Genomic DNA, 20,971 nt, shown 5'->3' with positions numbered 1-20,971 from the left:
ACACTTGATTGCCTCGACATCGAAGCGCCCTGTGCGTGAGAAAAGTCGATGCAGTCGAGCAACAGCGAAGTGCATTTGCTGTCAAGAAGTCCTTGGTGTTTGAACACAACACTCCGATAATTCGCCTCGATAGGAAGCCCACCATGCTTGATTGGGAAGAAGAACTGAAGCCCGCTCAACGAGTCACTCCGAACATCGCACCGAGTCTTGCTCAGGTCGCGAGCGCTTCAGTCTCCCCCTCGCATTCCGCCCCCGCTGCCGCAGCCGTTCCCGCCGCCACCGAGCGCCGCGTGAAGGCCGCCGACAAGCGCATCATCAACGGCCAGACCGACGTCAATCAGCTGGTGCCGTTCAAGTACAAGTGGGCCTGGGAAAAGTACCTTGCCACCTGCGCCAACCACTGGATGCCGCAGGAAGTGAACATGTCGCGCGACATCGCCTTGTGGAAGGACCCGAACGGTCTGACCGAAGACGAGCGCCGCATCATCAAGCGCAATCTCGGCTTCTTCGTGACCGCCGATTCGCTGGCCGCCAACAACATCGTGCTGGGCACCTACCGCCACATCACGGCACCCGAGGCCCGCCAGTTCCTGCTGCGCCAGGCCTTCGAAGAAGCGATTCACACGCACGCATATCAATACATCGTCGAGTCCCTCGGCCTCGATGAGAGCGAGATATTCAACGCCTACAACGAAGTCAAGTCGATCCGCGACAAGGACGAGTTCCTGATCCCCTTCATCGAAGCGATCATGAACCCGAACTTCGTCACCGGCACTACGGCGAACGACCAGACGCTCTTGAAGAGCTTGATCGTCTTCGCCTGCCTGATGGAAGGTTTGTTCTTCTACGTCGGCTTCACGCAGATCCTGGCCATGGGTCGCCAGAACAAGATGACGGGTGCGGCAGAGCAGTACCAGTACATCCTGCGTGACGAGTCGATGCACTGCAATTTCGGTATCGACCTGATCAACCAGATCAAGCTTGAGAACCCGATGCTCTGGACGGCAGAGTTCAAGGCCGAGATCAAGGCCCTGTTCCTGCAAGCCGTCGAGCTCGAGTACCGCTATGCCGAGGACACCATGCCGCGTGGCGTGCTGGGCCTCAATGCTTCGATGTTCAAGGGTTATCTGCGCTTCATCGCGAATCGTCGCGCGGTGCAGATCGGCCTCGAGGAGCTCTTCCCGAACGAGGAAAACCCGTTCCCCTGGATGAGCGAAATGATTGACCTGAAGAAGGAACGCAACTTCTTCGAGACGCGTGTCATCGAATACCAATCGGGTGGCGCGCTCAGCTGGGATTGAGTGAGCGGGTTTGGCAAGGCGTGTGCTGTTGCCTGACCGTTCAACGCGAGAGAGTTTGAAAGATTGGCGCTTGAGCAGCGACCTTGGCCACTTGATGAAGCCAAGGCGGGCAAAAGCGCAAACCAATTCACCGCACCGGGGCGCTCCTCCTGGGCGACTTCGGGTGGTGAATAACTGTTCAACGAGCGGCGTCGCCGTGAGTTGGGCAGTGCTTCTTACCTTGATCAAGGAGAACTGTAATGGCAACTGCAAAGAAGGCGCCGGCCAAGAAGGCCGCTCCCGCGAAGAAGGCCGCTCCGGCCAAGAAGGCTGCACCGGCAAAGAAGGCCGCTGCTCCCAAGAAGGCCGCTCCGGCCAAGAAGGCTGCTGCTCCCAAGAAGGCTGCACCGGCAAAGAAGGCTGCTGCTCCTAAGAAGGCTGCACCGGCAAAGAAGGCTGCTGCTCCTAAGAAGGCTGCTCCGGCAAAGAAGGCCGCAGCTCCCAAGAAGGCTGCTCCGGCAAAGAAGGCTGCTGCTCCTAAGAAGGCTGCTCCGGCAAAGAAGGCCGCAGCTCCCAAGAAGGCTGCTGCTGCCAAGAAGCCCGCTGCCAAGAAGGCTGCACCGGCCAAGAAGGCTGCTGCTCCCAAGAAGGCCGCTGCTGCCAAGAAGCCTGCTGCCAAGAAGGCCGCTGCTCCCAAGAAGGCTGCTGCCCCCAAGGCCGCTGCCAAGCCTGCCGCTGCGAAGCCTGCTGCTGCCAAGCCTGCCGCCAAGCCTCCTGCAAAGAAGGCCGCCCCGGCTGCCAAGCCTGCCGCTGCTGCACCCGCGCCCGCTGCCAAGACGGCACTGAGCCCGCAAGCTGCATGGCCCTTCCCGACGGGCAACAAGCCCTGAGTGAAGCGCCACTAGGCGATCAAAACCCGGCTCCGGCCGGGTTTTTTTTCGCCTGCAGATCGAACGCAGGTCTTGGGTTTGTTGGAAGAGGCGCGGATTGCGCGTCTTGGCAGATCAGGGGTGGAAGATCTCGACCGTGTAGCCGGTCACGCGCTGGGTGCCGCTGCCAAAAACCAATTGCAAGGGCTGCTCGGCATTGGCGCTCAATCGATCTGTCTTCAAGTTGAAGTCGGCCGGCGACAGCATGCGACGCGCCACCAGCTGACCACTCGCATCCGTGAGGCTCAGGTCGACCCAGGGCAAGGCGAGCTCATGCGACGACTTGTTGCGCAGCGTCAGCGACAGCTTGTAGTTGTTGCCCGAGCCAGCCTGGCTCAGTGCAGTCTGCTCCACCGAGATCGCCTCGATGTGGCGCCAGGGCTGGATCTGGCAGCCCAGGGTCTCGCAGGCGGTGCGCAGGCTTGGCGCGGCGGCTGGGTATTGCGCGGCCAGTGCGTCGCGGAACTGCCAGGCAAACTGGGCGGCCAGCAACGCCAGGAGCAACACGCAAGCCAGGCCCAATGCCACGCGCACGCCGGGCCGTTGCCAGCGCTGCTGAGCCTGTGCGCGGCGGACGAACTCGGGCGTTGCTGCCTTCTTCTCAGCACCCTTGTCTGCAATTGATGCCGGGCTCGGTGCATCGGCTGGGTCGGCGGCAAGTTCGGCCAGCCGCGGCGTCAGCACGACATCGGGCTGGTCATCGACAGCGCTGAATCCGGGATCGACACGCTCATGCGACGCTGCCGACGGCAGTGCATCGCCAGGCTCGTCGAAGTGGGGATCGATCTGATGAGCTGGCGGCTCGGGAGGTGGCGCGGCAGGCGGCAGTGCTTCGGGCTCTTCTTCCCAGGACTCGATACCTTCCTCGATGCCGGGCTCCGGCTCCGGCGCCTGCGCCGTCATGTCAAAAGGCTCAGGCTCGATCGCCACCGCTTCTTCAGGCACGGCTGCCGCACCCTGGGCTGGCCATGCGGGCGGCGGCTCGCGGTCCATGTCGAAGAGCTGCTCGCGGGCGTCGAAGACCTCGGCACAGCGGCCGCAGCGCACCCAGCCGTCAGACACGCGCAACTGGTCCTGCACCACGCGGAAGATGGTGCCGCAGGCGGTGCAGCGGGTGGCCAGGCTCATGGGCGAATCATGCCATGGGCCTGGCAAGACCAGACCCCAGGGCGACCCTCGACAGCCAGGCGGTGCATCAGGCGGCGCGATGCGCAGTCATCAGGATCCAGCCTTCTTCGCTGTCGCTGACTTCAAGCTTCAACCATGGCGCGTAAGCTTCCTTCAGCTCATCGGCCTGACGCTCCAGGATGCCAGCCAGCACCAGATGGCCGCCCGCCGCCACATGGGCGCAAAGCAGCGGCGCAAGCAGTCGCAGCGGCGTGGCCAGGATATTGGCCAGCACCAGCGGGTACTCACCCTGGGCTGCGTCGGGCAGGGCTGCCTTGATGATGGATGGCACCTTGTTGGCGCTGGCATTGGCTTCGGTAGAGATCACCGCGGCCGGATCGATGTCTACCGCGTCGATGGCGCGCGCTCCATGCAGGGCCGCGCCGATGGCGAGGATGCCGGAGCCGCAGCCATAGTCGAGCACGCGATCCCAGCCCGGGGCCAGGTCCGCATGCTTGGCAATCCAGCGCAGGCACATGCGCGTGGTCGGATGCGTGCCGGTGCCGAAGGCCAGGCCCGGGTCCAGTCGCATCACCTTTTTTGCCTGGGCCGGGGCTTCATGCCAGGACGGCACGATCCAGAACTCGGGCGTGATCTCGACCGGCGCGAACTGCGACTGCGTCAGGCGCACCCAGTCCTGCTCGGGGACTTGCTGGACCGTCTGCACATGCACGTTCGTGGCCCAGTCCTGCGCCAGTATCAAGGTGGCGCACTCGGTGGCGTCGGCTTCGCTGGGAAACAGCGCGCGCACGGCGGAGCGCTGCCAGCCGCCCTTTGGGGCCGGCATGCCGGGTTCGCCAAAGAGGGCCTTCTCGGCATCAGTGTCCGCGTCTGCGTCTTCTACCGAGACGGCCAGCGCGTCGAGTTCCATCAGCGCATCGCTGACGGTCTCGACATCATCTTCGCCGCAGATCAGCACCAGTTCGTGCAGGGTCGGGTCACTCATGGTCAACGCTTGTGTTCGCTCATCCAGCTTTCCAGATAGTGGATGCTGGTGCCGCCTTCCATGAACTTGGCGTCGGCCATCAGTTCACGGTGCAGCGGGATGTTGGTCTGGATGCCCTCGACCACCGTTTCCGACAGGGCGATGCGCATGCGGGCCATGGCCTGCTCGCGGGTGTCGCCGTGGCAGATGATCTTGCCGATCATCGAGTCGTAGTTGGGCGGCACGAAGTAGTTCGTGTAGGCATGCGAGTCCACGCGCACGCCCGGGCCGCCGGGGGCGTGCCAGGTCGTGATGCGGCCGGGCGAGGGCACGAACTTGACCGGGTCTTCCGCATTGATGCGGCACTCGATCGCATGGCCGCGCATCTCGATATTGCGCTGCGTAAATGGCAGCTTCTCGCCGGCTGCAATCTTGATTTGCTGCTGCACGATGTCGATGCCTGTGACCATTTCGGTGACCGGATGCTCGACCTGCACGCGCGTGTTCATCTCGATGAAATAGAACTCGCCGTTCTCGTACAGGAACTCGAACGTGCCGGCGCCGCGGTAGCTCATCTTCTTGCAGGCGGCGGCGCAGCGGTCGCCCACCTTCTCGATCGAGCGGCGCGGAATGCCGGGTGCTGGTGCCTCCTCGATGATCTTCTGGTGGCGGCGCTGCATCGAGCAGTCGCGCTCGCCGAGCCAGACGGCGTTCTTGTGGCTGTCGGCGAGGATCTGGATTTCCACGTGGCGTGGGTTCTCCAGGAACTTCTCCATATAGACCTGTGGATTGCCGAAAGCCGCACCCGCTTCGGCGCGGGTCATCTGCACCGCATTGACCAGGGCTGCTTCGGTGTGGACCACGCGCATGCCGCGGCCGCCGCCGCCGCCTGCCGCCTTGATGATGACGGGGTAGCCGACAGCGCGGGCGATTTTGATGATCTCCTTCGGGTCTTCCGGCAGGGCGCCTTCCGAGCCTGGCACGCAGGGAACGCCGGCGCGGATCATGGCCTGCTTGGCCGAGACCTTGTCGCCCATCATGCGGATGTTTTCCGATGTGGGGCCGATGAAGGTGAAGCCGCTGCGCTCGACGCGCTCGGCAAAGTCAGCGTTCTCGCTCAGGAATCCGTAGCCGGGGTGAATGGCTTCAGCGTCGGTGACCTCGGCCGTGGCGATGATGGCCGGCATGCTGAGATAGCTCTGCGCGGAAGGTGCAGGGCCGATGCAGACGGCCTCGTCGGCCAGCTTCACATACTTGGCATCGCGGTCGGCCTCGGAATAGACGACGACAGACTTGACGCCCAGCTCGCGGCAGGCGCGCTGAATCCGCAGCGCGATTTCGCCTCGGTTGGCGATGAGAATTTTCTTGAACATGATCGAGCGTCCGTTGCGCTTACTCGATGATGAACAGCGCTTGGCCGAACTCCACCGGCTGGCCGTTCTCGACCAGGATCTTGGTGACCGTGCCGGTCTTGTCGGCCTCGATCTCGTTCATGATCTTCATGGCTTCGATGATGCAGATCGGTTCGCCTTCCTTGATGGACTGGCCGACTTCGACAAAGGCCTTGGCATTGGGGCTGCTGGAGCGGTAGAAGGTGCCGACCATGGGGGACTTGACCGTGTGGCCGGTTTCGGCAGCCGGCGCGGCAGCCACGGGGGCAGCCGGTGCGGCGGGCGGGGGCGCCACGGCAGGTGCGGCCATCGGGGCCTGCATGACCTGAGCCATCGGCACCATCGCCGAGCCGTCCTGTTTCACGATGCGCACCTTGCCATCGGCTTCGGTGATTTCGAGCTCGGAAATATTCGACTCGGACACCAGGTCGATCAGGGTCTTCAGCTTGCGCAGATCCATGAGGTCTTCTCCAACGGAATAGGTTGTATCTTGGTTTTCCAGTGCCGGGCGCACCCGTTTCGGCTTGTGGCCTAGCTCGGGCGGGCGAGCTTCTCAAGCGCGTACTGCAAGGCCAGCCGGTAGCCCGTCGGGCCTAAGCCGCAGATCACTCCGTCGGCCAGGTCCGAGAAATAGCTGTGCTGCCGGAAGGGCTCGCGCTTGTGGATATTGGACAGATGCACTTCAACAAAAGGCAGACCGACACCCGCCAGCGCGTCGCGGATCGCCACGCTGGTATGGGTATAGGCGGCCGGATTGATGATGACGAACTGGCATCCCTCCCGGCTCGCCGCCTGAATGCGATCCACCAGCTCACCTTCGTGGTTGCTCTGGAAGCATTCAAGCTTGGCCCCAGCTTTCTCTGCCATCTCTACGAGATCAGCATTGATTTCAGCCAAAGTTCGCGAACCATAGATCTGAGGCTCCCTGCTGCCAAGGAGATTGAGATTGGGTCCGTGAAGTAGCAGAATTTGCATCAGTGGCGCGTCCTGGCCCATTAGAGCGCAGACACTAGAAGCGAGAAAGGCTGGACTTTACGCTTTTTAGGCCCCAATCCAGCCAACTAGCCAGAAATATATCGCTTGACCACTTCAGGCGATTGAGTTCGCCAACTGGCGCAACTCGGGCAGGCTGGTGGGGCCGAGCTTGTTCCAGAAGGCCTGGCCCTGGGCGTTGAAAGCCACGGTGAAGGGCAGGCCGCCTTGCGGGTTGCCGAGTTTGCGCGCCAGATCCGTGCCGGTCAATCCGGCCAGGCCCAGGTCGAATTCGACCGGCACCTTCTTCAGAAAGGCCTGAACCGCGTCCGCCTTGTCGATGGCCAGGCCGACGACCCTCCAGCCCCGGGCCGCAAACTCGCGCTGGAATTCGTTCAGCTCGGGCAACTCCTTGACGCAGGGCGGGCACCAGGTCGCCCAGAAATTGACGAGCAAGGGCTGGCCTCGCAGGCCGGCCATCTGCAGTTGGCCGCCGGCAGGCTTGTCGAACGCGGCAGCCCACAGGCCGCCGAGCGACTCCGTGGCGGCTGCCTGCCTGGATTCCTCCCTGGCTTGCCGGCGCAGGGCCAGCGTGAGGCCGGCTGCAGCCGCTGCCACGGCCACGCCGCCCACCAGCAGGCGGCGCTTTTGCTTGTCAGGGGTGCTGTTCGTCATGGCTGGGCTGTTTCCTTTTCAATCAGCTGGCGCAAGGCGGCCAGGTCGCCGCGCTCGCTGCGGCCGCGGGTGTCGGGCTTCAGGGCGCCGCGCAAATCGTCAAAGTCCAAGATGGTCAGCAGAACCAGCACCTGCTCGTTCAGCTCCCGACAGTTCACCGACAGCGCCAGCACGTCCACCTCGCGGCCATGCGCCGTGCTGCTGCCAACCTCATAGTCCAGACCCTGGTTGATCAGCGCGATCTCGGTGGACTTGCTGTCGTCGCAGAACAGCTGCAGGTGGATATTGGAAAGCCGGGTGGCCGTGCCACGCCAGACGGCGCCGCCGAGGTGGGGCCGGAACTCGGCCAGCCGCTCCATCCACTGGGCGGCCAGCGCGCGCAAGGCGGCCAGCTCGGTCGGCTGGGTGTCGGCACAGAACAGGGCCAGGTACTCGCGCACCTGGTCTTCCAGCTCGTCGTTGTCTGGCAGCTCGGTGCGGCGGTTCAGGCCGAGCTGCTTGACGGCGCGCTGCTTGGCCGGGCCGTACTCCAGGCCTTCTTCAACAACCATCCGCGCGGCGGTGGCGGCAATCTCTTGCTTGATGTCACTCATGGCAGTTCGACCGCACTCATTCTTGCTTCCACCGTCCCGGCGCGCGCAAGCACATAGGGCGAGGCGGGCCGTTTCTCGAAGCGCTTGGGCGCCGGCAGCATCACGGCCAGCCGGGCTGCCTGGTTGGCGCCAAGAATCCTGGCATCGACATGGAAATAGTGGCGCGCGGCGGCCTGGGCGCCAAACACGCCTTCGCCCCATTCCACATTGTTCAGATAGATCTCGAGGATGCGCCGCTTGCTCAAGAGGCCCTCCAGCATGAAGGTGATCAGGAACTCCTGACCCTTGCGTGCCAGGTTGCGCTCGCTGCTCAGGAACAGGTTCTTGGCCAGTTGCTGGGTGATCGTCGAGCCGCCCACTACCTTGGCCACCGGTTTGGTGGGGGCGGCCGGGTTACGGGCCAGGCGCTTGTCGACCTTGGCCTGCTCGCGCTGGTTCTTGTCCCAGGCCTTTTCCAGCGCATCCCAATCGACGCCGCCATGGTCGGCAAAGCCGGCGTCCTCGCTGGCGATCACCGCGCGGCGCAGATTGGCCGAGATCTGATCTCTATCGACCCAGTCCTGGCTCCACAGCAGCTGATGCTTCTCGGTCGTGATGCGCAGCATCTCCGAACGCTGGAAGCTCGTGGACTGCGGCGCAAGCAGGTTCATCAAGGCGATACGGCCGGCAAAGTAGAGCTGCAGCGCGATCACGCCCAACAGCACGAGCGCCAGCAGTCGCCAGAGTTGCTTGAGCATGATCAGACCCCGAGCCGCGCGCGCAGCGCCGCCAGCACCGTGGCGGTTTGCGGCCTGACGCCCCGCCAGACTTGGAAGGCCTCGCCGGCCTGCTCGACCAGCATGCCCAGGCCGTCGCGACCCTCGGCGCCATGGGCGGCGGCCCAGTCCAGGAAGGGCTGGGCCTTGGGGCCGTACATCATGTCCAGCGCCAGCGCGCCAGGCGCCAGTACTTCGGCAGGCACCGGTATGCCAGCACCAGCCAGGCTGGCAGCGGTGGCGTTGACGACGACGTCGAAGCCTCGGCCGCAAGCATCGAGCGCCGCGGCGCGCAAGTTCACTTCATATTGAGCAGCCCATGCGGCATGCGATGCCACCAGGGCGTGCGCCTTGTCCACGCTGCGATTGGCCAGCACCAGCTCAGCGGGGCGCGCAGCCAGCAGCGGCCCCAGCACGCCGGCCGAAGCGCCGCCGGCGCCAATCAGCAGGATTCGCTGACCGGCCAGCGGCCGGCCGGCATTGCGCTCGATATCGCGCAGAAGGCCGACGCCATCGGTGTTGTCGGCGAACCAGCCCTCGTCATCGAAGCGCAGGGTGTTGGCAGCGCCGGCGAGCAGGGCGCGTTCGCTGCGCCGCGCTGCCAGTTCGAAAGCCTCGAACTTGAATGGCACGGTCACGCTGCAGCCACGGCCGCCTTCATTGGCGAACTGCTTCAGCGTGGCGGTGAAGCCGTCGAGCGGGCAGAGCAGGCGCCCATAGTCCAGCTGCTGGCCGGTCTGCTCGGCGAAGGCCGCATGAATCCACGGCGACTGGCTGTGTTCAACCGGATTGCCGGCGACGGCATAGCGATCCATTGCAATCAATTCCTGTCAGCGCCCGCTGAGTGAGGTCTCGAGACCATCGTCGCGGGTGAACTTGAAGCGCGAGGTGATCACCAGCACTTCGGCGCCACGCCGCATCGCATTGGTGAAATTGCCGAAGGGCGCGGCCGCGCTGACGATGGCCTCGGCCCGACGGTCCAGATTGGCATTGCCTGAGGAGGCCACGATGTCGGTCTCGATCACGCGGCCCCGCTGGTCCACGTGGATGTTCATGGTCAGCTCGCCATACAGCTTTTGGCCGCGGAACTCAGGGAAGTCGCGCGTACCGCGGTCTTCGATCCGGCGGCGCAGCGCGTCGTAATACTGGGCGTACACCACCTCGCGGGTGGCCGGGCTGATGTAGCGCTTGCGCGGGCGCGCGTTCTCTTCATTCACCCGCTTCTCTATCGTGGCCAGGATCTGCACCAGCTGGCGGCGGCGCTCGGCCTGCTCGCGCGCTTCCTGGGAGCCCTTGTCGCGCTGCGGGTCGGGCGCGGGCAGCAGGGCAATGTCGCGGCGCAGCTGGGCCAGCAACTGCTCCTGCTGATGGCGCAGCGTATCGATGCGTGCATGCTGCACTTCGCTGGCCTCGCCAATCTCCAGGACCTTGGACGGCGGCAGCGGCGATGTGGCTCGGCCGACATCGGTATTGCCGCCGCCTGCCAGATTGGCCTGCGCCAGCACCTGCGGCTTCTCCGAGGCCTCGTTGGCCTTGGTGTTGACCAGCACCACCTCGAGCGGCGTGTCCTGGAAGATGCGGTTGAAGCTCTCGGGATCGACGATGCGCAGCGTCAGCAGACCCGCGTGGGCCCCCAGGGACACCAGCAAGGCGAGATGCAGGGTCGAGAGCTTCTTCTTGGCCGTCATCGTCAGGCGGTGCTGCCCTCGGCGGGTGCCTCGTCGGCGTTGACATCGATGGCCAGCGTCAGCGGGCCGCTGGCTTCGACCTCGTCGTCCTCGGCTTCTGCTTCCTCGGCGCTGGCGGCGGCAGGTGCTTCATCCAGACGCTCGACCAGGTTGGCATGCACGTCCAGCGTCATCTCATCGACGCCGGTGATGCGCACCTTGACGTGCGTGCCGCGCGGCAGCGGCTCGCAGCCCAGGGCCTTGAAGACGAGGGGCAGATCGTCGGCGCGCACCAGGCCGTCCTTCATCACGGCGGCTGACAATTCGGTGATGCCGGCCTGCGCAAGGTGGCGCAGCGTCCAGTAGCGCTCGATGGCCGACTGGAAGCCGTTGTAGGCGCTGTACGCTGCATCGAAGCCCGAAATGATGGAGAAGAGCTGCGCATCCTTGGGCTTGAATGGCGCCACCAAGGCGGCGGTGCGGCCATGCCTGGCGCAGGCAATGATCTGCCACTGGTTGACCAGGTCTACATAGCGGCGCAGCGGCGACGTGGCCCAGGTGTACTGTGCCACGCCCATGCCGGCGTGCGGCAGGGCCTTGGTACCCATGCGCACCTTGATGCCGGGCGCGAGGCTGGCCTGGCTGCGGTAGATGCCGGGCAGGCCCAGTTCGTTGAGCCAGCCGCCCCAGGTCGAGTTCGCGAGGATCATGGCCTCGGCCACGATCAGGTCCAGCGCCGTGCCGCGGGCGCGCGTGCTGATGCTGACTTCTTCCGTGCCATCAGGCTCACGCTCACCGCCCGAGCTCAGGCGGAAGTTGTAGTCCGGCCGGTTGAAGGTTTCGGGCTTGCCGCGCACGACTTCGCGCTCTGCCTTCAGATGCTTGGCAAGCCGGAAGGCAAAGGCCAGCTCCGGCGCGAATTCATACGTGGCCGGCTCGGCGCCGCTGAGCGTGGCCTCGGTGATCACGTCGTCCAGCTTGTCGTGGCGCAGATTGCTCTTGATCGGCACGCGCTCGAGCTTGGTCTCGCTGGCCTTCACCGCGAGCGTGGCCTCGTCCATCGTGACGTAGAGCGACACGGCCGGGCAGTCGCGCCCTTCGGTCAGCGTGTAGACCTGCACCACCTCGTCCGGCAGCATGGTCAGCTTCCAGCCGGGCATGTAGACGGTGGAGTAGCGGTCTCGCGCCACCTTGTCGACAGCTGAGTCCGGCTGGATTGCCAGGCCAGGCGCGGCGATGTGCACGCCGAAGATCACGGTACCGGTGCCCAGGCCCTGCACCGACAGCGCATCGTCGATCTCGGTTGTGGCCGAATCGTCGACCGAGAAGGCGGCGACCGGGGCCAGCGGTAGCTCGTCCTTGATCTCGGGCGCAGTGAGCGCCGGGAAGCCGGTGCCCTTGGGGAAGTTGTCGAACAGGAAGCGCTTCCAGTGGAACTGGTAGGCGCTGGTGATCGCACCCGCGTCTTTCAGCAGGTCCAACGGTGCCTTGTGCGCCAGCTTGGTGGCCTCGACCACGGCCTTGTACTCGGGGCCGTTCTTGTCGGGCTTGAAGAGAATCTTGTAGATCTGATCCTTGATGGCCGCCGGGCAGTTGCCGGCCGCGAGCTCGGTAGCCCAGGCCTCGATCTGCAAGGCCTGCTGTTTCTTGCGCTCGATGCCGAGCAAGGCGGCCTTGACGATCTCTTCCGGGGCCTTCTTGAACTGGCCCTTGCCGGCGCGGCGGAAGTAGTGCGGCGCCTCAAACAGGCGGAAGAGGGCGGCCGCCTGGTGCGCGATACCAGCCTTGGCATCGAAATAGTCGCGTGCCAGCTCGGCAAAGCCGAACTCGGTCTCGGGCGCGAATTCCCAGGCCAGGTCCAGGTCGATCTCCTGGGCCAGGCGCTGACCCTCGGCGATCAGCTCGGCGGGGGCGGGCTTGTCGAACTTGAGCAGCACATTGGCTGCCTTTACTTTGACGCGCTTGCCCGAGTCCAGCTCCACTTGCATGGAGCTGTCGGCTTCGGACATCACGCGGCCGGCGAGGAATTTTCCGGCTTCATCGAACAGGGCGAACATATGGCGGGCATTGTCGCCGATGCGCGTGCCCGGTTCGGGCAGCGCCGGGTCAGGGCTTGTGCCGGCTGCCTAGCCACTGGCTATCATGCGGGCGCCCATCACCACTTCCCTCTCTCTCAAACGATCGATGCGGTCCACTGATCGACTCAAGGTCTTGCTGCTGGGCCTTCTACTTTGGTCTCCTGGCCTGCTGACTCCCTTGCTTGCGCAGGGGCTGGACGCTGGCGAGTCGCTGGCCGCGCTGCTCTTGAGCCTGGTCGTACTGATGGCGCCGCTGTGCCTGATGCAGCGGCTGCGCGCCTACTTCCTGCTGTGGCTGCCGGTCGTGCCCATGATCCCCGTCTACGTCTACCTCTGCGCCTACTACCGCAGCGTGCCGGGCGATGTGTTGGTGTCGGCTGCGCTGCATAGCAGCCTGCGCGATTCCTGGATCATGGTGAGTTCTTTTGGATGGAAGCTGCTCTGGGTACCAGTCTGCCTCGCCCTGTATCTGCTCCTGCTCATCCGCCTTGGTGACGACGTCCGCTGGCGCTGGCGCCGGGCCACGCTGGCTGGCGTGCTGCTCTATGCCATGGTGGGTATGCTGGGTCGTCAGGACCTGGCCCATCACGTCAAGCTGCCGCCCCTGTTCGACGCCCAGGCGGCGGGCCTTGCCTTCCCGGTCAATCTGGCCTTGTCTATGCAGCGCAGCATCGAGCGCGACGAGAGCGACCGGGCCACGGTCACGGTGCAAGGGCGAAGTGAGCGGGCGGGGCCCATGCTCGTCGTCCTGGTGATCGGCGAAAGCGTCCGGCGCGATCACCTGAGCCTCAACGGCTATGCGAGAGAGACCACGCCGCGCCTGGACCAGCTTCGGCATGAACTGATCTCGTTCAGCGATGCAGTGTCCACTGCCCAATGGACGGCAGGGGCGGTCCCGCGGATCGTGGGCTGGGATGGCCCGGCTGGCCGGGCCTCGCTGGTGCAGACTTTCCGTGAGGCGGGCTTCACGACAGCCTGGTTGTCGAACCAGGAGGTATCCCAACTCGGTCGCGGCGCTGATGTGCTGGACCATTCGACCAGTGCCGCCGAACTCCATTTCCGCAAGGACGCGAGCCTGCTGCTGCCCTTCCAATCCTTTGTTCGCCAGGGTGGCGAGCGGCGCTTCGTCGTGCTGCATATGATGGGCAGCCACTTTCCGTATGAAGATCGCTATGCCGCTGATGCGCGCCGCTTCCGTCCGACGCTGACCGATGTCGGCGTGTCAGGGCAGCCCGGGTATGAGCACCGCGAGGCGACGATCAACTCCTACGACAACACCATCGTGGCCCTGGACCTTTTCCTCAGCCGGGTGATCGAAACACTCGGCTTGCTTCCGGCGCCGGCCGTGCTGATCTACACCTCCGACCATGGCGAGAGCCTCTTCGAAGAGGGCGGCAAGCTGTTCATGCACGGACGGCAGAAGGCGAGTTGCCCAGACCTGGAAGTGCCCCTGATCGTCTGGGCCAACCCTGCCTACCGCGAGCAGCGAGGCGAAATCGTGGCAGCACTGAGGAGCAATGCCGAGAAGCCGGTCAGCCATCGCGACCTGTTCGCGACGACGCTGGAGATCGCGGGCATTGACTGGGTTGGACGAACGGCCGGCCGCAGCCTTGCCTCCACCGGTTTCAAGGAGCAGGCGAGGCCGCTGACCGTGTTTCGCCCCGGTGAGGCAACGACTTATGAGGAGGTCTGCCCGGCGCCGACGGCGCTCAGACCGTCATCCCGCCCGACACCTCCAGCACCGCGCCATTGACGTAGCTGGCCTCGTCGCTGGCCAGGAACGCGTAGACATTGGCGATCTCTTCAGGCTTGCCCAGGCGGCGCAGCGGCACATGGGCCTGCATCTCATCGATGACCTTCTGCGGAATCGTGCCGAGGATGGGCGTCTCGATGAAGCCCGGCGCCACCGCATTGACTCGCACGCCCTTGGGCCCGAGTTCGCGGCTCCAGGTCTTGGTGAAGCCGATCACGCCGAACTTGGCGGCGGCATAGTTGGTCTGGCCGAAATTGCCGTAGATGCCGACGACCGAGCTGGCGTTCAGGATCACGCCTGCGCCTTGTGCCACCATGGTGTCGGCCACGGCCTGGGCGCAATGGAAGACGCCGCGCAGATTGACGTCGATCACCGCGTCGAACTGGGCCAGCGTCATCTTCTGCAGCCTTGCGTCCTTGGTGATGCCGGCGTTGTTGACCAGCACGTCGATGCGGCCGAAGTCCTCCAGCACGGCGGCCACCATCAAATCAACCGACACGCGGTCGGTCACGTCGACCGTGTGGCCGCGGGCGGTGGCGCCCAGCTTCTGGCAGGCCATCACGGCCGCTTCCACGCCCTCGGGCTTCAGGTCGCAAACGACAACCGTCGCGCCTTCCTGGGCGAATTTCAAGGCGGTCGCCAGGCCTATGCCTTGCGCCGCGCCGGTGATGATGCAGACCTTGTTCTTGAGTCTCATAGCTGAAGAAACTCCGTCAGTTCGTGGAGGTAGTCGTCGAAGTCTGCCAGCCCATGGTCGCTGCCTTCCAGCAGCTTGATGCGGCAATCTGAATAGCGGGCGTGCATCTCGCGCCAGTCCAGCACCTCGTCGCCCTTGGCGATCACGGCCATCAGGCGCTCGGGATGGGCCAGCTCGCCTACTGCCAGTGCGCGCAGTTCAGCGACGAATTCCGGCCGGAAGAAGAAGCGCTCGTCGGGGTTCTGCCAGCAGGTCTGCTCACCAATGTAGGCAGCCAGGTCGCGGGCGGGGTCCACCGCCGGATTCAGGAGCACCGCACGGCAGCCACGCGCCTGGGCCACCGCCGTGGCATAGAAGCCGCCGAGCGAGCTGCCCATCACGGCCATGGACTCGGCGGGCCAATGCCCGGTCAGCTCCGCTGCCAGTGCCATGGCTTCGCGGGGCGAGGGTGGCAGCTGCGGGCAGGCGAACTTGAGCTCAGGACGGTGCTCGGCCACCCAGGCCGCCATGCGCAGCGCCTTGGCCGAAGCCGGGGAAGAGCGAAAGCCGTGCAGGTAGAGCAGGTGGGTGGCGCGCATGGCGGTCGAGTCTATGCGACGAAGCAAGGATTTCCGGGTGCGGGCCACGTTGTCCTCGATTGACGGCAGGCGGCGGCGCAGCGAGAGTTGCGGGTTTTCGCCCGGGCCTTGCATGCCCGCCGGATTTCCAGTCTTGAACCGAAGGATTGATCGAATGAAGCTTTCGTCTGCCTCGCCCCTGAGCCTGTCTGCCGTCGCTGCAGCCGTGGCCCTGCTGAGCGCCTGTGCCACCACGGCGCCGACCACTGCACCGACCGCAGCCGCAACGCCCGCTGTGGCGCCGGCTGTGGCCACTGCCGCCGCACCGGCCGCTTCGGGTGCCGCGCCCGCTGCCGCGATGCCGCGCCCGCCAGCTGATCCGACGGCACCGAAGCCCTTCGCTGACGTGATCAAGGAAGCCAAGCAGCAGGACGGCCTGTTCCCGATCTGGCGCAAGGACGAGAAGGTCTGGCTCGAAGTGCCCAAGGCCATGCTCGGCAAACCGGTGCTGTTCACCGTCAATGTTGCCAATGCCGTGGGCGAGCGTGGCCTCTACGCCAGCCAGATGGCCGGCGACTGGATGATCGAGTTCCGCCGGGTGGGCAACCAGATCCAGCTGATCGCACCGAACACCAAGTTCCGCGCCGTCTCCGACCAGGGCTCGGCCCGCGCCATCGAGCAGGCTTTCTCGCCCAGCCTGATCGCTTCGGCAGCCGTGGCCAGCGCCGAGCATCCGACGCGCAAGTCGGTGCTGATCGATGCCGGCTTCCTGTTTGCCGACATCGCCGGCTACTCGACCAACCTCGAGATGGCCTACCGGCTGCCGTTCGCGCTGGACCGCGCCAATTCCTCGTTCGACTCCACTCGTGCCGAGAAGGAGCTGACCACGCTGACGGCGCGCATGCACTTCGCCACTGCACGCATCCCCGCACCGCCCTTGATGCCGTCGCCAGTCCCGGCGCCCACACCGCCGCGCGCCACGCCCGATCCGCGCAGCATGTTCGTCAGCTTCGTCTACAGCTTCGCGGCCCTGCCCGAGCAACTGATGAGCACCCGCGCGGCCGACCCGCGCCTGGGGCATTTCTCGGAGAGCTTCACCGACCTCGGCGGCGACATGAAGGCCGCCAACCGCGTGCACTACATCCACCGCTGGCGCCTGGAGAAGAAGGACCCGGCGGCGGCCTTGTCCGAGCCGGTCAAGCCCATCGTCTACTGGATGGACAAGAACATTCCGGCCAAGTACCGCGCCTCGGTCGAGGCCGGCATCACGGAATGGAACAAGGCCTTCGAGAAGATCGGCTTCAAGAATGCCGTGCTCGCCAAGCAGCAGCCTGACGACGCCGATTGGGACAATATGGATGCGGGGCACGCCTCGATTCGCTGGTTCGTCGGCGCCGACGTCGGCTTTGCCATCGGCCCCAGCAACACCGACCCGCGCACCGGCGAAATCCTCGATGCCGACATCGGCATGAGCGATGTGTTCTCGCGCGGCTCGCGCCGCCTGATTGCCGAAGACATCGGCAAGAGCGCTGATGCACCCTTGGCCCGCATCGGTCACAGCCACGATGAAGCTGCGTTCTGCAACTATGCGCATGAAGCGGCTGCCGACATGAGCTTCGCGCTGGACGTGCTGGAAGCCCGTGGCGACATCGCGCCGGACAGCCCTGAGGCCGAAGCCTATGTGCAGTCGGTCATCAAGGACACGATCATGCACGAGGTCGGTCACACCCTGGGCCTGAAGCACAACTTCAAGGCCTCGACCACGGTCACGCAGGCGCAATTGAAGGACAAGGCCTGGACCGACGCGAACCCGATCTCGGGTTCGGTGATGGACTACAACGCCGTCAACCTGGCCTTGAAGGGCGAGGCACAGGCCGCCTACAACCCGCACACGCTGGGCCCCTACGACTACTGGGCCATCGAGTACGCCTACAAGCCCATAGCCAAGGCGCAAGAGGCGGCCGAGCTGGCCAAGATCGCAGCGCGCAGCACCGAGCCGCAACTGGCCTATGCCGACGACCAGGACGCCGGTGGTTTCGGCGCTTACGACGGCATGGACCCGATGGCCAACCGCTTTGACCTGGGCGACGATCCGCTGGCTTACTACAAGAAGCGCTTCAAGCTCTCGCAAGAGCTGTGGGCCCGCGTGCAGGACCGCAAGCCGCAGGCGGGTGATGATCCGCTGCGCCAGCGCCGTTCGCTGATGGCCGGCTTCTCGCAGCTGGGCCGTGCAGCCGAGCTGGTGGGCAAGTACGTCGGCGGCATGCATGCCGTGCGCGACCTGCCGGGCTCAACCGGCCGGGCCAGCTTCACGCCGGTGGATCCGGCCAAGCAGCGCGAGGCCCTGCAGTTCCTGTCGACCGGCTTGTTCAGTGTCGATTCGTTCAAGTTCCGCCCCGAGTTCCTGTCCTCGCTGACCCTGGACTACAACGAGGGTGATCGTGGCGTGCCGCTGAACATTCCGGCTGCCGTGGCCCGCATCCAGACCGGCGCGATGGACCGCCTGCTGGCCACCAACACGGCCACGCGCCTGCTGGACATGCCCAGCTACCTGCCCGAAGCCAAGCGCCGCGGCCTGATCTCGCTGAGCGAGGTCTACCTGACGCTGCAGAACTCGATCTGGTCGGAACTGAAGAGCGGCGCCGAGATCGACCGCATGCGCCGCAACCTGCAACGCGAGCATCTGAAGCGCGTGCAAGCGCTGCTGACGCGCGGCTCGGCCACGCTGCCGCCGGACGCGCTGAGCCTGATGCGCCTGCATGCCACGCAACTGCAGGGCGAGCTGCGTGCAGCTTCGGCCAAGGGCGGCTTGTCGGTTGAGAGTCGTGCTCACCTGGCTGAGAGCTTGAGCAGCCTGAGCGAGGCATTGCGGGCGACGATGAGCCGCAGCTGATTGCGCTGAGTACGTAGGTACAGGAAGGCCCGCTTCGGCGGGCCTTTTTGTTGTCGTGAAGTGCGCGACTGTTCTCGGCACGTTGCAGCCACTCGCGAAGCCACGTCGGGAGAGCGTTGCACGGCAACCCGGGCAGCCGCACGGCTCAGGCAAGGGGGCCGGCCTTGCAGGCCGACTCCCCTGCGCTGCTCGCAACTCGGGGCGGCAAGCAACTCGCTTCTCTCACTTCGTTCGATGCGCTCAGACAGGGCGTGCCAAGTCAGTCGTTGAGGCACGCTGCGCGTGCTGCCCCGAGCCGCTGTGCTGCTCGGCCCCTTGCATTCACCGCGCAGCTGCCCGGGTCACCGTGCAACGCAGCGCCGCGTGGGGGTGTTTGCTCGCAGGCCACGAACGCTGCACGGGCACAGGCTGGCCCCGCTGCCGGGCGATTTGTGCGCGGCCGAGAGCGCAGCAGCGCGGGCCGGGCGTGCGCAGCACGCTTCAACAACTGACTTGGCGCGCCCTGTCTGAGCGGCACGAACGAAGTGAGTGGAGCGAGTTGCGCGCCGCCGGCCCGTGATGCGAGCACCGAGGGGAGTTGGCCGAGAGGCCAACCCGCGCACCATGAGCCCGGTGGCGGGGCCAGCCTGTGCCTACCGCCCGACCTCTGCAAGCGCGAAGCGAACGGCCGCAACGTGCGGCGGATCAGCCGTTCAGCGTGCCGCTGATTTGCTCTGTTCCCACTCTGGCCTGATCAGCCCAAACGTGTTCGCATCCACCGGCTGGCCTTGCACATACAGCAGACCCCTTGACAGCGCCTCGTGCTTGAAGCCCAGCTTCTCGGCCACGCCGCGCGAAGGGGCGTTGTTGGCCGACACCGTGCACTCCAGTCGGTAGACCTGCTGGAAGTTCTCGAAGAGATAGTCGACCAACCGGCTTGCGGCCTCGCTCGCATAGCCCTTGCCGCGCAGCGCCGGGTCGAAGATGGTCCAGCCGATTTCGCGCGCCGTCGTGTAGCGGGTGCGGGCGCGGAAATGCACCACGTTGCCGATCACTTGTTCTTCAGCGCCCTGCAGGTCGCAGATCAGCAGCATCTCGTAATCGTCGGTCGAGAAGCCGGTCTCGGCGAACTGCTTGATGACTTCGGACGGCGCGCGCATGCGGTCCGGCAGGAAGGTGCCGCGCGCCGCCGGATCGGCCGACATCTTGACGATCAGGGCCAGGTCGGCTTCGGTGGCATGGCGCAGGCCGATGCGTTCGCTGCGGATCATCTGGAGCTCAATCCTTCTTGCTCAATGCGTCCAGCAGTTTCTGATGGATGCCGGCAAAGCCGCCATTGCTCATGCACAGCACATGGTCCCCCGGCTTGGCTGCCTTGACGACCATGGCCACCAGCGCGTCGGCGTTGGCGCCGACAAGGCCTTGCGCGCCCAGGGGCTGCAGCGCCTCCGCGGCATCCCAACTCAAGCCGTCCTGGTTGCAGAAGCTCAGGTCGGCCTCTTCCAGTGCCCAGGGCAGCTGCGCCTTCATCGTGCCGAGCTTCATGGTGTTGGAGCGCGGCTCGAACACGGCCAGGATGCGCTCGAGCGGCGCGATGCGGCGGCGCAGGCCGTTCACCGTCGTGCGGATGGCCGTCGGGTGGTGGGCGAAGTCGTCGTAGACCTTGACTCCGCCCGCTTCGCCGCGCAATTCCATGCGGCGCTTGACGTTCTTGAACTCGCGCAGCGCGGCGGCTGACCGCTCGGGCGTCACGCCCAGATGCTCGGCCGCGGCAATGGCTGCCAGCGCATTCAACTGGTTGTGCTCGCCGCTCAATTCCCATTCGACGCGCGCCACCTTCAGGCTGCCGCGCAGCACGTCAAAGGCCTGCGGCTCGCCACGGGCACGCAGGGAGCCGGATTCTTCCTTGCGCCCACCAAAGCGCTGCACATCGCTCCAGCAGCCGCGGGTCAGCACGCGCTGGAGGGCTTCCTCGCGGGCATTGACGACCAGGCGACCACTGGCCGGCACGGTGCGCACCAGGTGATGGAACTGCGTCTCGATGGCGCCGAGGTCGGCAAAGATGTCGGCGTGGTCGAACTCGAGGTTGTTCAGGATGGCGGTGCGTGGCCGGTAGTGCACGAACTTGCTGCGCTTGTCGAAGAAGGCGGTGTCGTACTCGTCCGCTTCAATGACGAAAGGCGCACCGCTGCCCAAACGCGCCGAGACGCCAAAATTCTCCGGCACGCCGCCCACCAGGAAGCCCGGCTTCAGGCCGGCATGCTCAAGAATCCAGGCCAGCATCGAGGTGGTCGTGGTCTTGCCATGCGTGCCGGCCACAGCCAGCACGTGGCGGCCTTGCAAGACATGCTCGGCCAGCCACTGCGGCCCGCTGGTGTAAGGCAGGCCGGCGTCCAGGATGGCTTCCATCAGCGGGAAGCGGCCCTCGCTGGAGCGCGTGACCACGTTGCCGATCACGAACAGGTCGGGCTTGAGCTCCAGCTGCTCGGCACCAAAGCCGGTGATGAGATCGATGCCCAGCGCTTGAAGTTGCGTGGACATCGGCGGGTAGACATTGGCATCGCAGCCGGTGACCTTGTGGCCGGCTTCGCGGGCCAGTGCCGCCAGACCGCCCATGAAGGTGCCGCAGATGCCCAGGATGTGGATATGCATGCTCTTGC

19 protein-coding genes are annotated in these 20,971 nt (G+C 65.3%); 4 read left to right on the top strand and 15 right to left on the bottom strand.

All coding sequences use genetic code 11. The features are described 5' to 3' along the window. The first annotated feature begins 143 nt into the window (after positions 1 to 143). A complete protein-coding gene (locus tag ABT392_RS14170) occupies positions 144 to 1,301 on the top strand; it encodes a ribonucleotide-diphosphate reductase subunit beta (protein WP_334277999.1) in 1,158 nt (385 codons plus the stop codon). A gap of 239 nt (positions 1,302 to 1,540) precedes the next feature. Continuing rightward, complete coding sequence (locus ABT392_RS14165; protein ID WP_334277998.1) at positions 1,541 to 2,170, top strand: histone; 630 nt, start codon at positions 1,541 to 1,543, stop codon at positions 2,168 to 2,170. A gap of 114 nt (positions 2,171 to 2,284) precedes the next feature. Here ABT392_RS14165 and ABT392_RS14160 read toward each other — a convergent pair whose 3' ends face one another. The 11 genes from ABT392_RS14160 to ABT392_RS14110 form a co-directional block, all read right to left on the bottom strand. Then, a complete protein-coding gene (locus tag ABT392_RS14160; protein ID WP_334277997.1) occupies positions 2,285 to 3,337 on the bottom strand; it encodes a zinc-ribbon and DUF3426 domain-containing protein in 1,053 nt (350 codons plus the stop codon). Between the two features lie 67 nt (positions 3,338 to 3,404). Next, on the bottom strand, positions 3,405 to 4,307 hold the full coding sequence (prmA, locus tag ABT392_RS14155; RefSeq protein ID WP_334278451.1) for a 50S ribosomal protein L11 methyltransferase: 903 nt from the start codon (positions 4,305 to 4,307) through the stop codon (positions 3,405 to 3,407). A 17-nt stretch (positions 4,308 to 4,324) separates the two neighbouring features. Continuing rightward, the gene (accC, locus tag ABT392_RS14150) at positions 4,325 to 5,674 is read right to left on the bottom strand and encodes an acetyl-CoA carboxylase biotin carboxylase subunit (protein ID WP_334277996.1); all 1,350 of its coding nucleotides are present in this window, start codon (positions 5,672 to 5,674) and stop codon (positions 4,325 to 4,327) included. Positions 5,675 to 5,693: 19 nt separating this feature from the next. Beyond that, on the bottom strand, positions 5,694 to 6,152 hold the full coding sequence (gene accB / locus ABT392_RS14145) for an acetyl-CoA carboxylase biotin carboxyl carrier protein (RefSeq protein WP_334277995.1): 459 nt from the start codon (positions 6,150 to 6,152) through the stop codon (positions 5,694 to 5,696). Between the two features lie 71 nt (positions 6,153 to 6,223). Beyond that, a complete protein-coding gene (gene aroQ, locus ABT392_RS14140; RefSeq protein ID WP_395385476.1) occupies positions 6,224 to 6,667 on the bottom strand; it encodes a type II 3-dehydroquinate dehydratase in 444 nt (147 codons plus the stop codon). Positions 6,668 to 6,781: 114 nt separating this feature from the next. Further along, the gene (locus ABT392_RS14135; protein ID WP_334277994.1) at positions 6,782 to 7,339 is read right to left on the bottom strand and encodes a TlpA disulfide reductase family protein; all 558 of its coding nucleotides are present in this window, start codon (positions 7,337 to 7,339) and stop codon (positions 6,782 to 6,784) included. Next, entirely contained in the window at positions 7,336 to 7,932 is a 597-nt protein-coding gene (locus ABT392_RS14130; RefSeq protein ID WP_334277993.1) for a hypothetical protein, read from the bottom strand. The genes ABT392_RS14135 and ABT392_RS14130 overlap by 4 nt, the downstream gene beginning before the upstream one ends. Next, entirely contained in the window at positions 7,929 to 8,669 is a 741-nt protein-coding gene (locus ABT392_RS14125; protein ID WP_334277992.1) for a transglycosylase domain-containing protein, read from the bottom strand. The genes ABT392_RS14130 and ABT392_RS14125 overlap by 4 nt, the downstream gene beginning before the upstream one ends. A gap of 2 nt (positions 8,670 to 8,671) precedes the next feature. After that, positions 8,672 to 9,502, bottom strand: a complete 831-nt coding sequence (aroE, locus tag ABT392_RS14120; RefSeq protein ID WP_334277991.1) for a shikimate dehydrogenase — start codon at positions 9,500 to 9,502, stop codon at positions 8,672 to 8,674. Positions 9,503 to 9,517: 15 nt separating this feature from the next. After that, positions 9,518 to 10,375 (bottom strand): energy transducer TonB, encoded by an 858-nt coding sequence (locus ABT392_RS14115; RefSeq protein WP_334277990.1) that lies wholly within the window; start codon positions 10,373 to 10,375, stop codon positions 9,518 to 9,520. 2 nt (positions 10,376 to 10,377) lie between these two features. Beyond that, on the bottom strand, positions 10,378 to 12,411 hold the full coding sequence (locus ABT392_RS14110; RefSeq protein WP_334277989.1) for a ribonuclease catalytic domain-containing protein: 2,034 nt from the start codon (positions 12,409 to 12,411) through the stop codon (positions 10,378 to 10,380). A 127-nt stretch (positions 12,412 to 12,538) separates the two neighbouring features. Between ABT392_RS14110 and ABT392_RS14105 the strand changes: the two genes are divergently transcribed. Then, positions 12,539 to 14,185 carry a phosphoethanolamine transferase gene (locus ABT392_RS14105; protein ID WP_334277988.1) on the top strand — a complete coding sequence of 549 codons (1,647 nt, stop codon included), beginning with the start codon at positions 12,539 to 12,541 and terminating at the stop codon, positions 14,183 to 14,185. On the opposite strand, the gene fabG is transcribed toward ABT392_RS14105, so the two are convergent. Together fabG and ABT392_RS14095 are read right to left on the bottom strand one after the other, a co-directional pair. After that, on the bottom strand, positions 14,142 to 14,882 hold the full coding sequence (fabG, locus tag ABT392_RS14100) for a 3-oxoacyl-ACP reductase FabG (protein ID WP_334277987.1): 741 nt from the start codon (positions 14,880 to 14,882) through the stop codon (positions 14,142 to 14,144). The two genes, ABT392_RS14105 and fabG, sit on opposite strands and share 44 nt — an antisense overlap. Then, on the bottom strand, positions 14,879 to 15,460 hold the full coding sequence (locus tag ABT392_RS14095; RefSeq protein WP_334277986.1) for a YqiA/YcfP family alpha/beta fold hydrolase: 582 nt from the start codon (positions 15,458 to 15,460) through the stop codon (positions 14,879 to 14,881). Before ABT392_RS14095 ends, fabG begins: the two co-directional genes overlap by 4 nt. Before the next feature lie 154 nt (positions 15,461 to 15,614). On the opposite strand from ABT392_RS14095, the gene ABT392_RS14090 reads away from it, so the two are divergent. Next, positions 15,615 to 18,332, top strand: coding sequence for a zinc-dependent metalloprotease (locus tag ABT392_RS14090; RefSeq protein ID WP_334277985.1), 2,718 nt, complete (start codon positions 15,615 to 15,617; stop codon positions 18,330 to 18,332). Positions 18,333 to 19,024: 692 nt separating this feature from the next. On the opposite strand, the gene ABT392_RS14085 is transcribed toward ABT392_RS14090, so the two are convergent. Then, a complete protein-coding gene (locus tag ABT392_RS14085; RefSeq protein WP_334276466.1) occupies positions 19,025 to 19,582 on the bottom strand; it encodes a GNAT family N-acetyltransferase in 558 nt (185 codons plus the stop codon). Between the two features lie 7 nt (positions 19,583 to 19,589). Beyond that, positions 19,590 to 20,963, bottom strand: a complete 1,374-nt coding sequence (mpl, locus tag ABT392_RS14080; protein ID WP_334276465.1) for a UDP-N-acetylmuramate:L-alanyl-gamma-D-glutamyl-meso-diaminopimelate ligase — start codon at positions 20,961 to 20,963, stop codon at positions 19,590 to 19,592. Positions 20,964 to 20,971 lie beyond the last annotated feature (8 nt).

The sequence above is a fragment of the Paucibacter sp. JuS9 genome (assembly GCF_044043925.2).
Lineage (GTDB): Bacteria > Pseudomonadota > Gammaproteobacteria > Burkholderiales > Burkholderiaceae_C > JAUASW01.
This window is presented reverse-complemented; position numbering and strand designations above follow the sequence as displayed.

Excerpts from the sequence above, each read along its gene's own strand:
- ABT392_RS14170 (WP_334277999.1), top strand. The coding sequence starts at position 144 with ATGCTTGATTGGGAAGAAGAACTGAAGCCCGCTCAACGAGTCACTCCG.
- ABT392_RS14165 (WP_334277998.1), top strand. The coding sequence starts at position 1,541 with ATGGCAACTGCAAAGAAGGCGCCGGCCAAGAAGGCCGCTCCCGCGAAG.
- ABT392_RS14160 (WP_334277997.1), bottom strand. The coding sequence starts at position 3,337 with ATGAGCCTGGCCACCCGCTGCACCGCCTGCGGCACCATCTTCCGCGTG.
- accC (WP_334277996.1), bottom strand. The coding sequence starts at position 5,674 with ATGTTCAAGAAAATTCTCATCGCCAACCGAGGCGAAATCGCGCTGCGG.
- accB (WP_334277995.1), bottom strand. The coding sequence starts at position 6,152 with ATGGATCTGCGCAAGCTGAAGACCCTGATCGACCTGGTGTCCGAGTCG.
- aroQ (WP_395385476.1), bottom strand. The coding sequence starts at position 6,667 with ATGCAAATTCTGCTACTTCACGGACCCAATCTCAATCTCCTTGGCAGC.
- ABT392_RS14135 (WP_334277994.1), bottom strand. The coding sequence starts at position 7,339 with ATGACGAACAGCACCCCTGACAAGCAAAAGCGCCGCCTGCTGGTGGGC.
- ABT392_RS14130 (WP_334277993.1), bottom strand. The coding sequence starts at position 7,932 with ATGAGTGACATCAAGCAAGAGATTGCCGCCACCGCCGCGCGGATGGTT.
- ABT392_RS14125 (WP_334277992.1), bottom strand. The coding sequence starts at position 8,669 with ATGCTCAAGCAACTCTGGCGACTGCTGGCGCTCGTGCTGTTGGGCGTG.
- aroE (WP_334277991.1), bottom strand. The coding sequence starts at position 9,502 with ATGGATCGCTATGCCGTCGCCGGCAATCCGGTTGAACACAGCCAGTCG.
- ABT392_RS14115 (WP_334277990.1), bottom strand. The coding sequence starts at position 10,375 with ATGACGGCCAAGAAGAAGCTCTCGACCCTGCATCTCGCCTTGCTGGTG.
- ABT392_RS14110 (WP_334277989.1), bottom strand. The coding sequence starts at position 12,411 with ATGTTCGCCCTGTTCGATGAAGCCGGAAAATTCCTCGCCGGCCGCGTG.
- ABT392_RS14105 (WP_334277988.1), top strand. The coding sequence starts at position 12,539 with ATGCGGTCCACTGATCGACTCAAGGTCTTGCTGCTGGGCCTTCTACTT.
- fabG (WP_334277987.1), bottom strand. The coding sequence starts at position 14,882 with ATGAGACTCAAGAACAAGGTCTGCATCATCACCGGCGCGGCGCAAGGC.
- ABT392_RS14095 (WP_334277986.1), bottom strand. The coding sequence starts at position 15,460 with ATGCGCGCCACCCACCTGCTCTACCTGCACGGCTTTCGCTCTTCCCCG.
- ABT392_RS14090 (WP_334277985.1), top strand. The coding sequence starts at position 15,615 with ATGAAGCTTTCGTCTGCCTCGCCCCTGAGCCTGTCTGCCGTCGCTGCA.
- ABT392_RS14085 (WP_334276466.1), bottom strand. The coding sequence starts at position 19,582 with ATGATCCGCAGCGAACGCATCGGCCTGCGCCATGCCACCGAAGCCGAC.
- mpl (WP_334276465.1), bottom strand. The coding sequence starts at position 20,963 with ATGCATATCCACATCCTGGGCATCTGCGGCACCTTCATGGGCGGTCTG.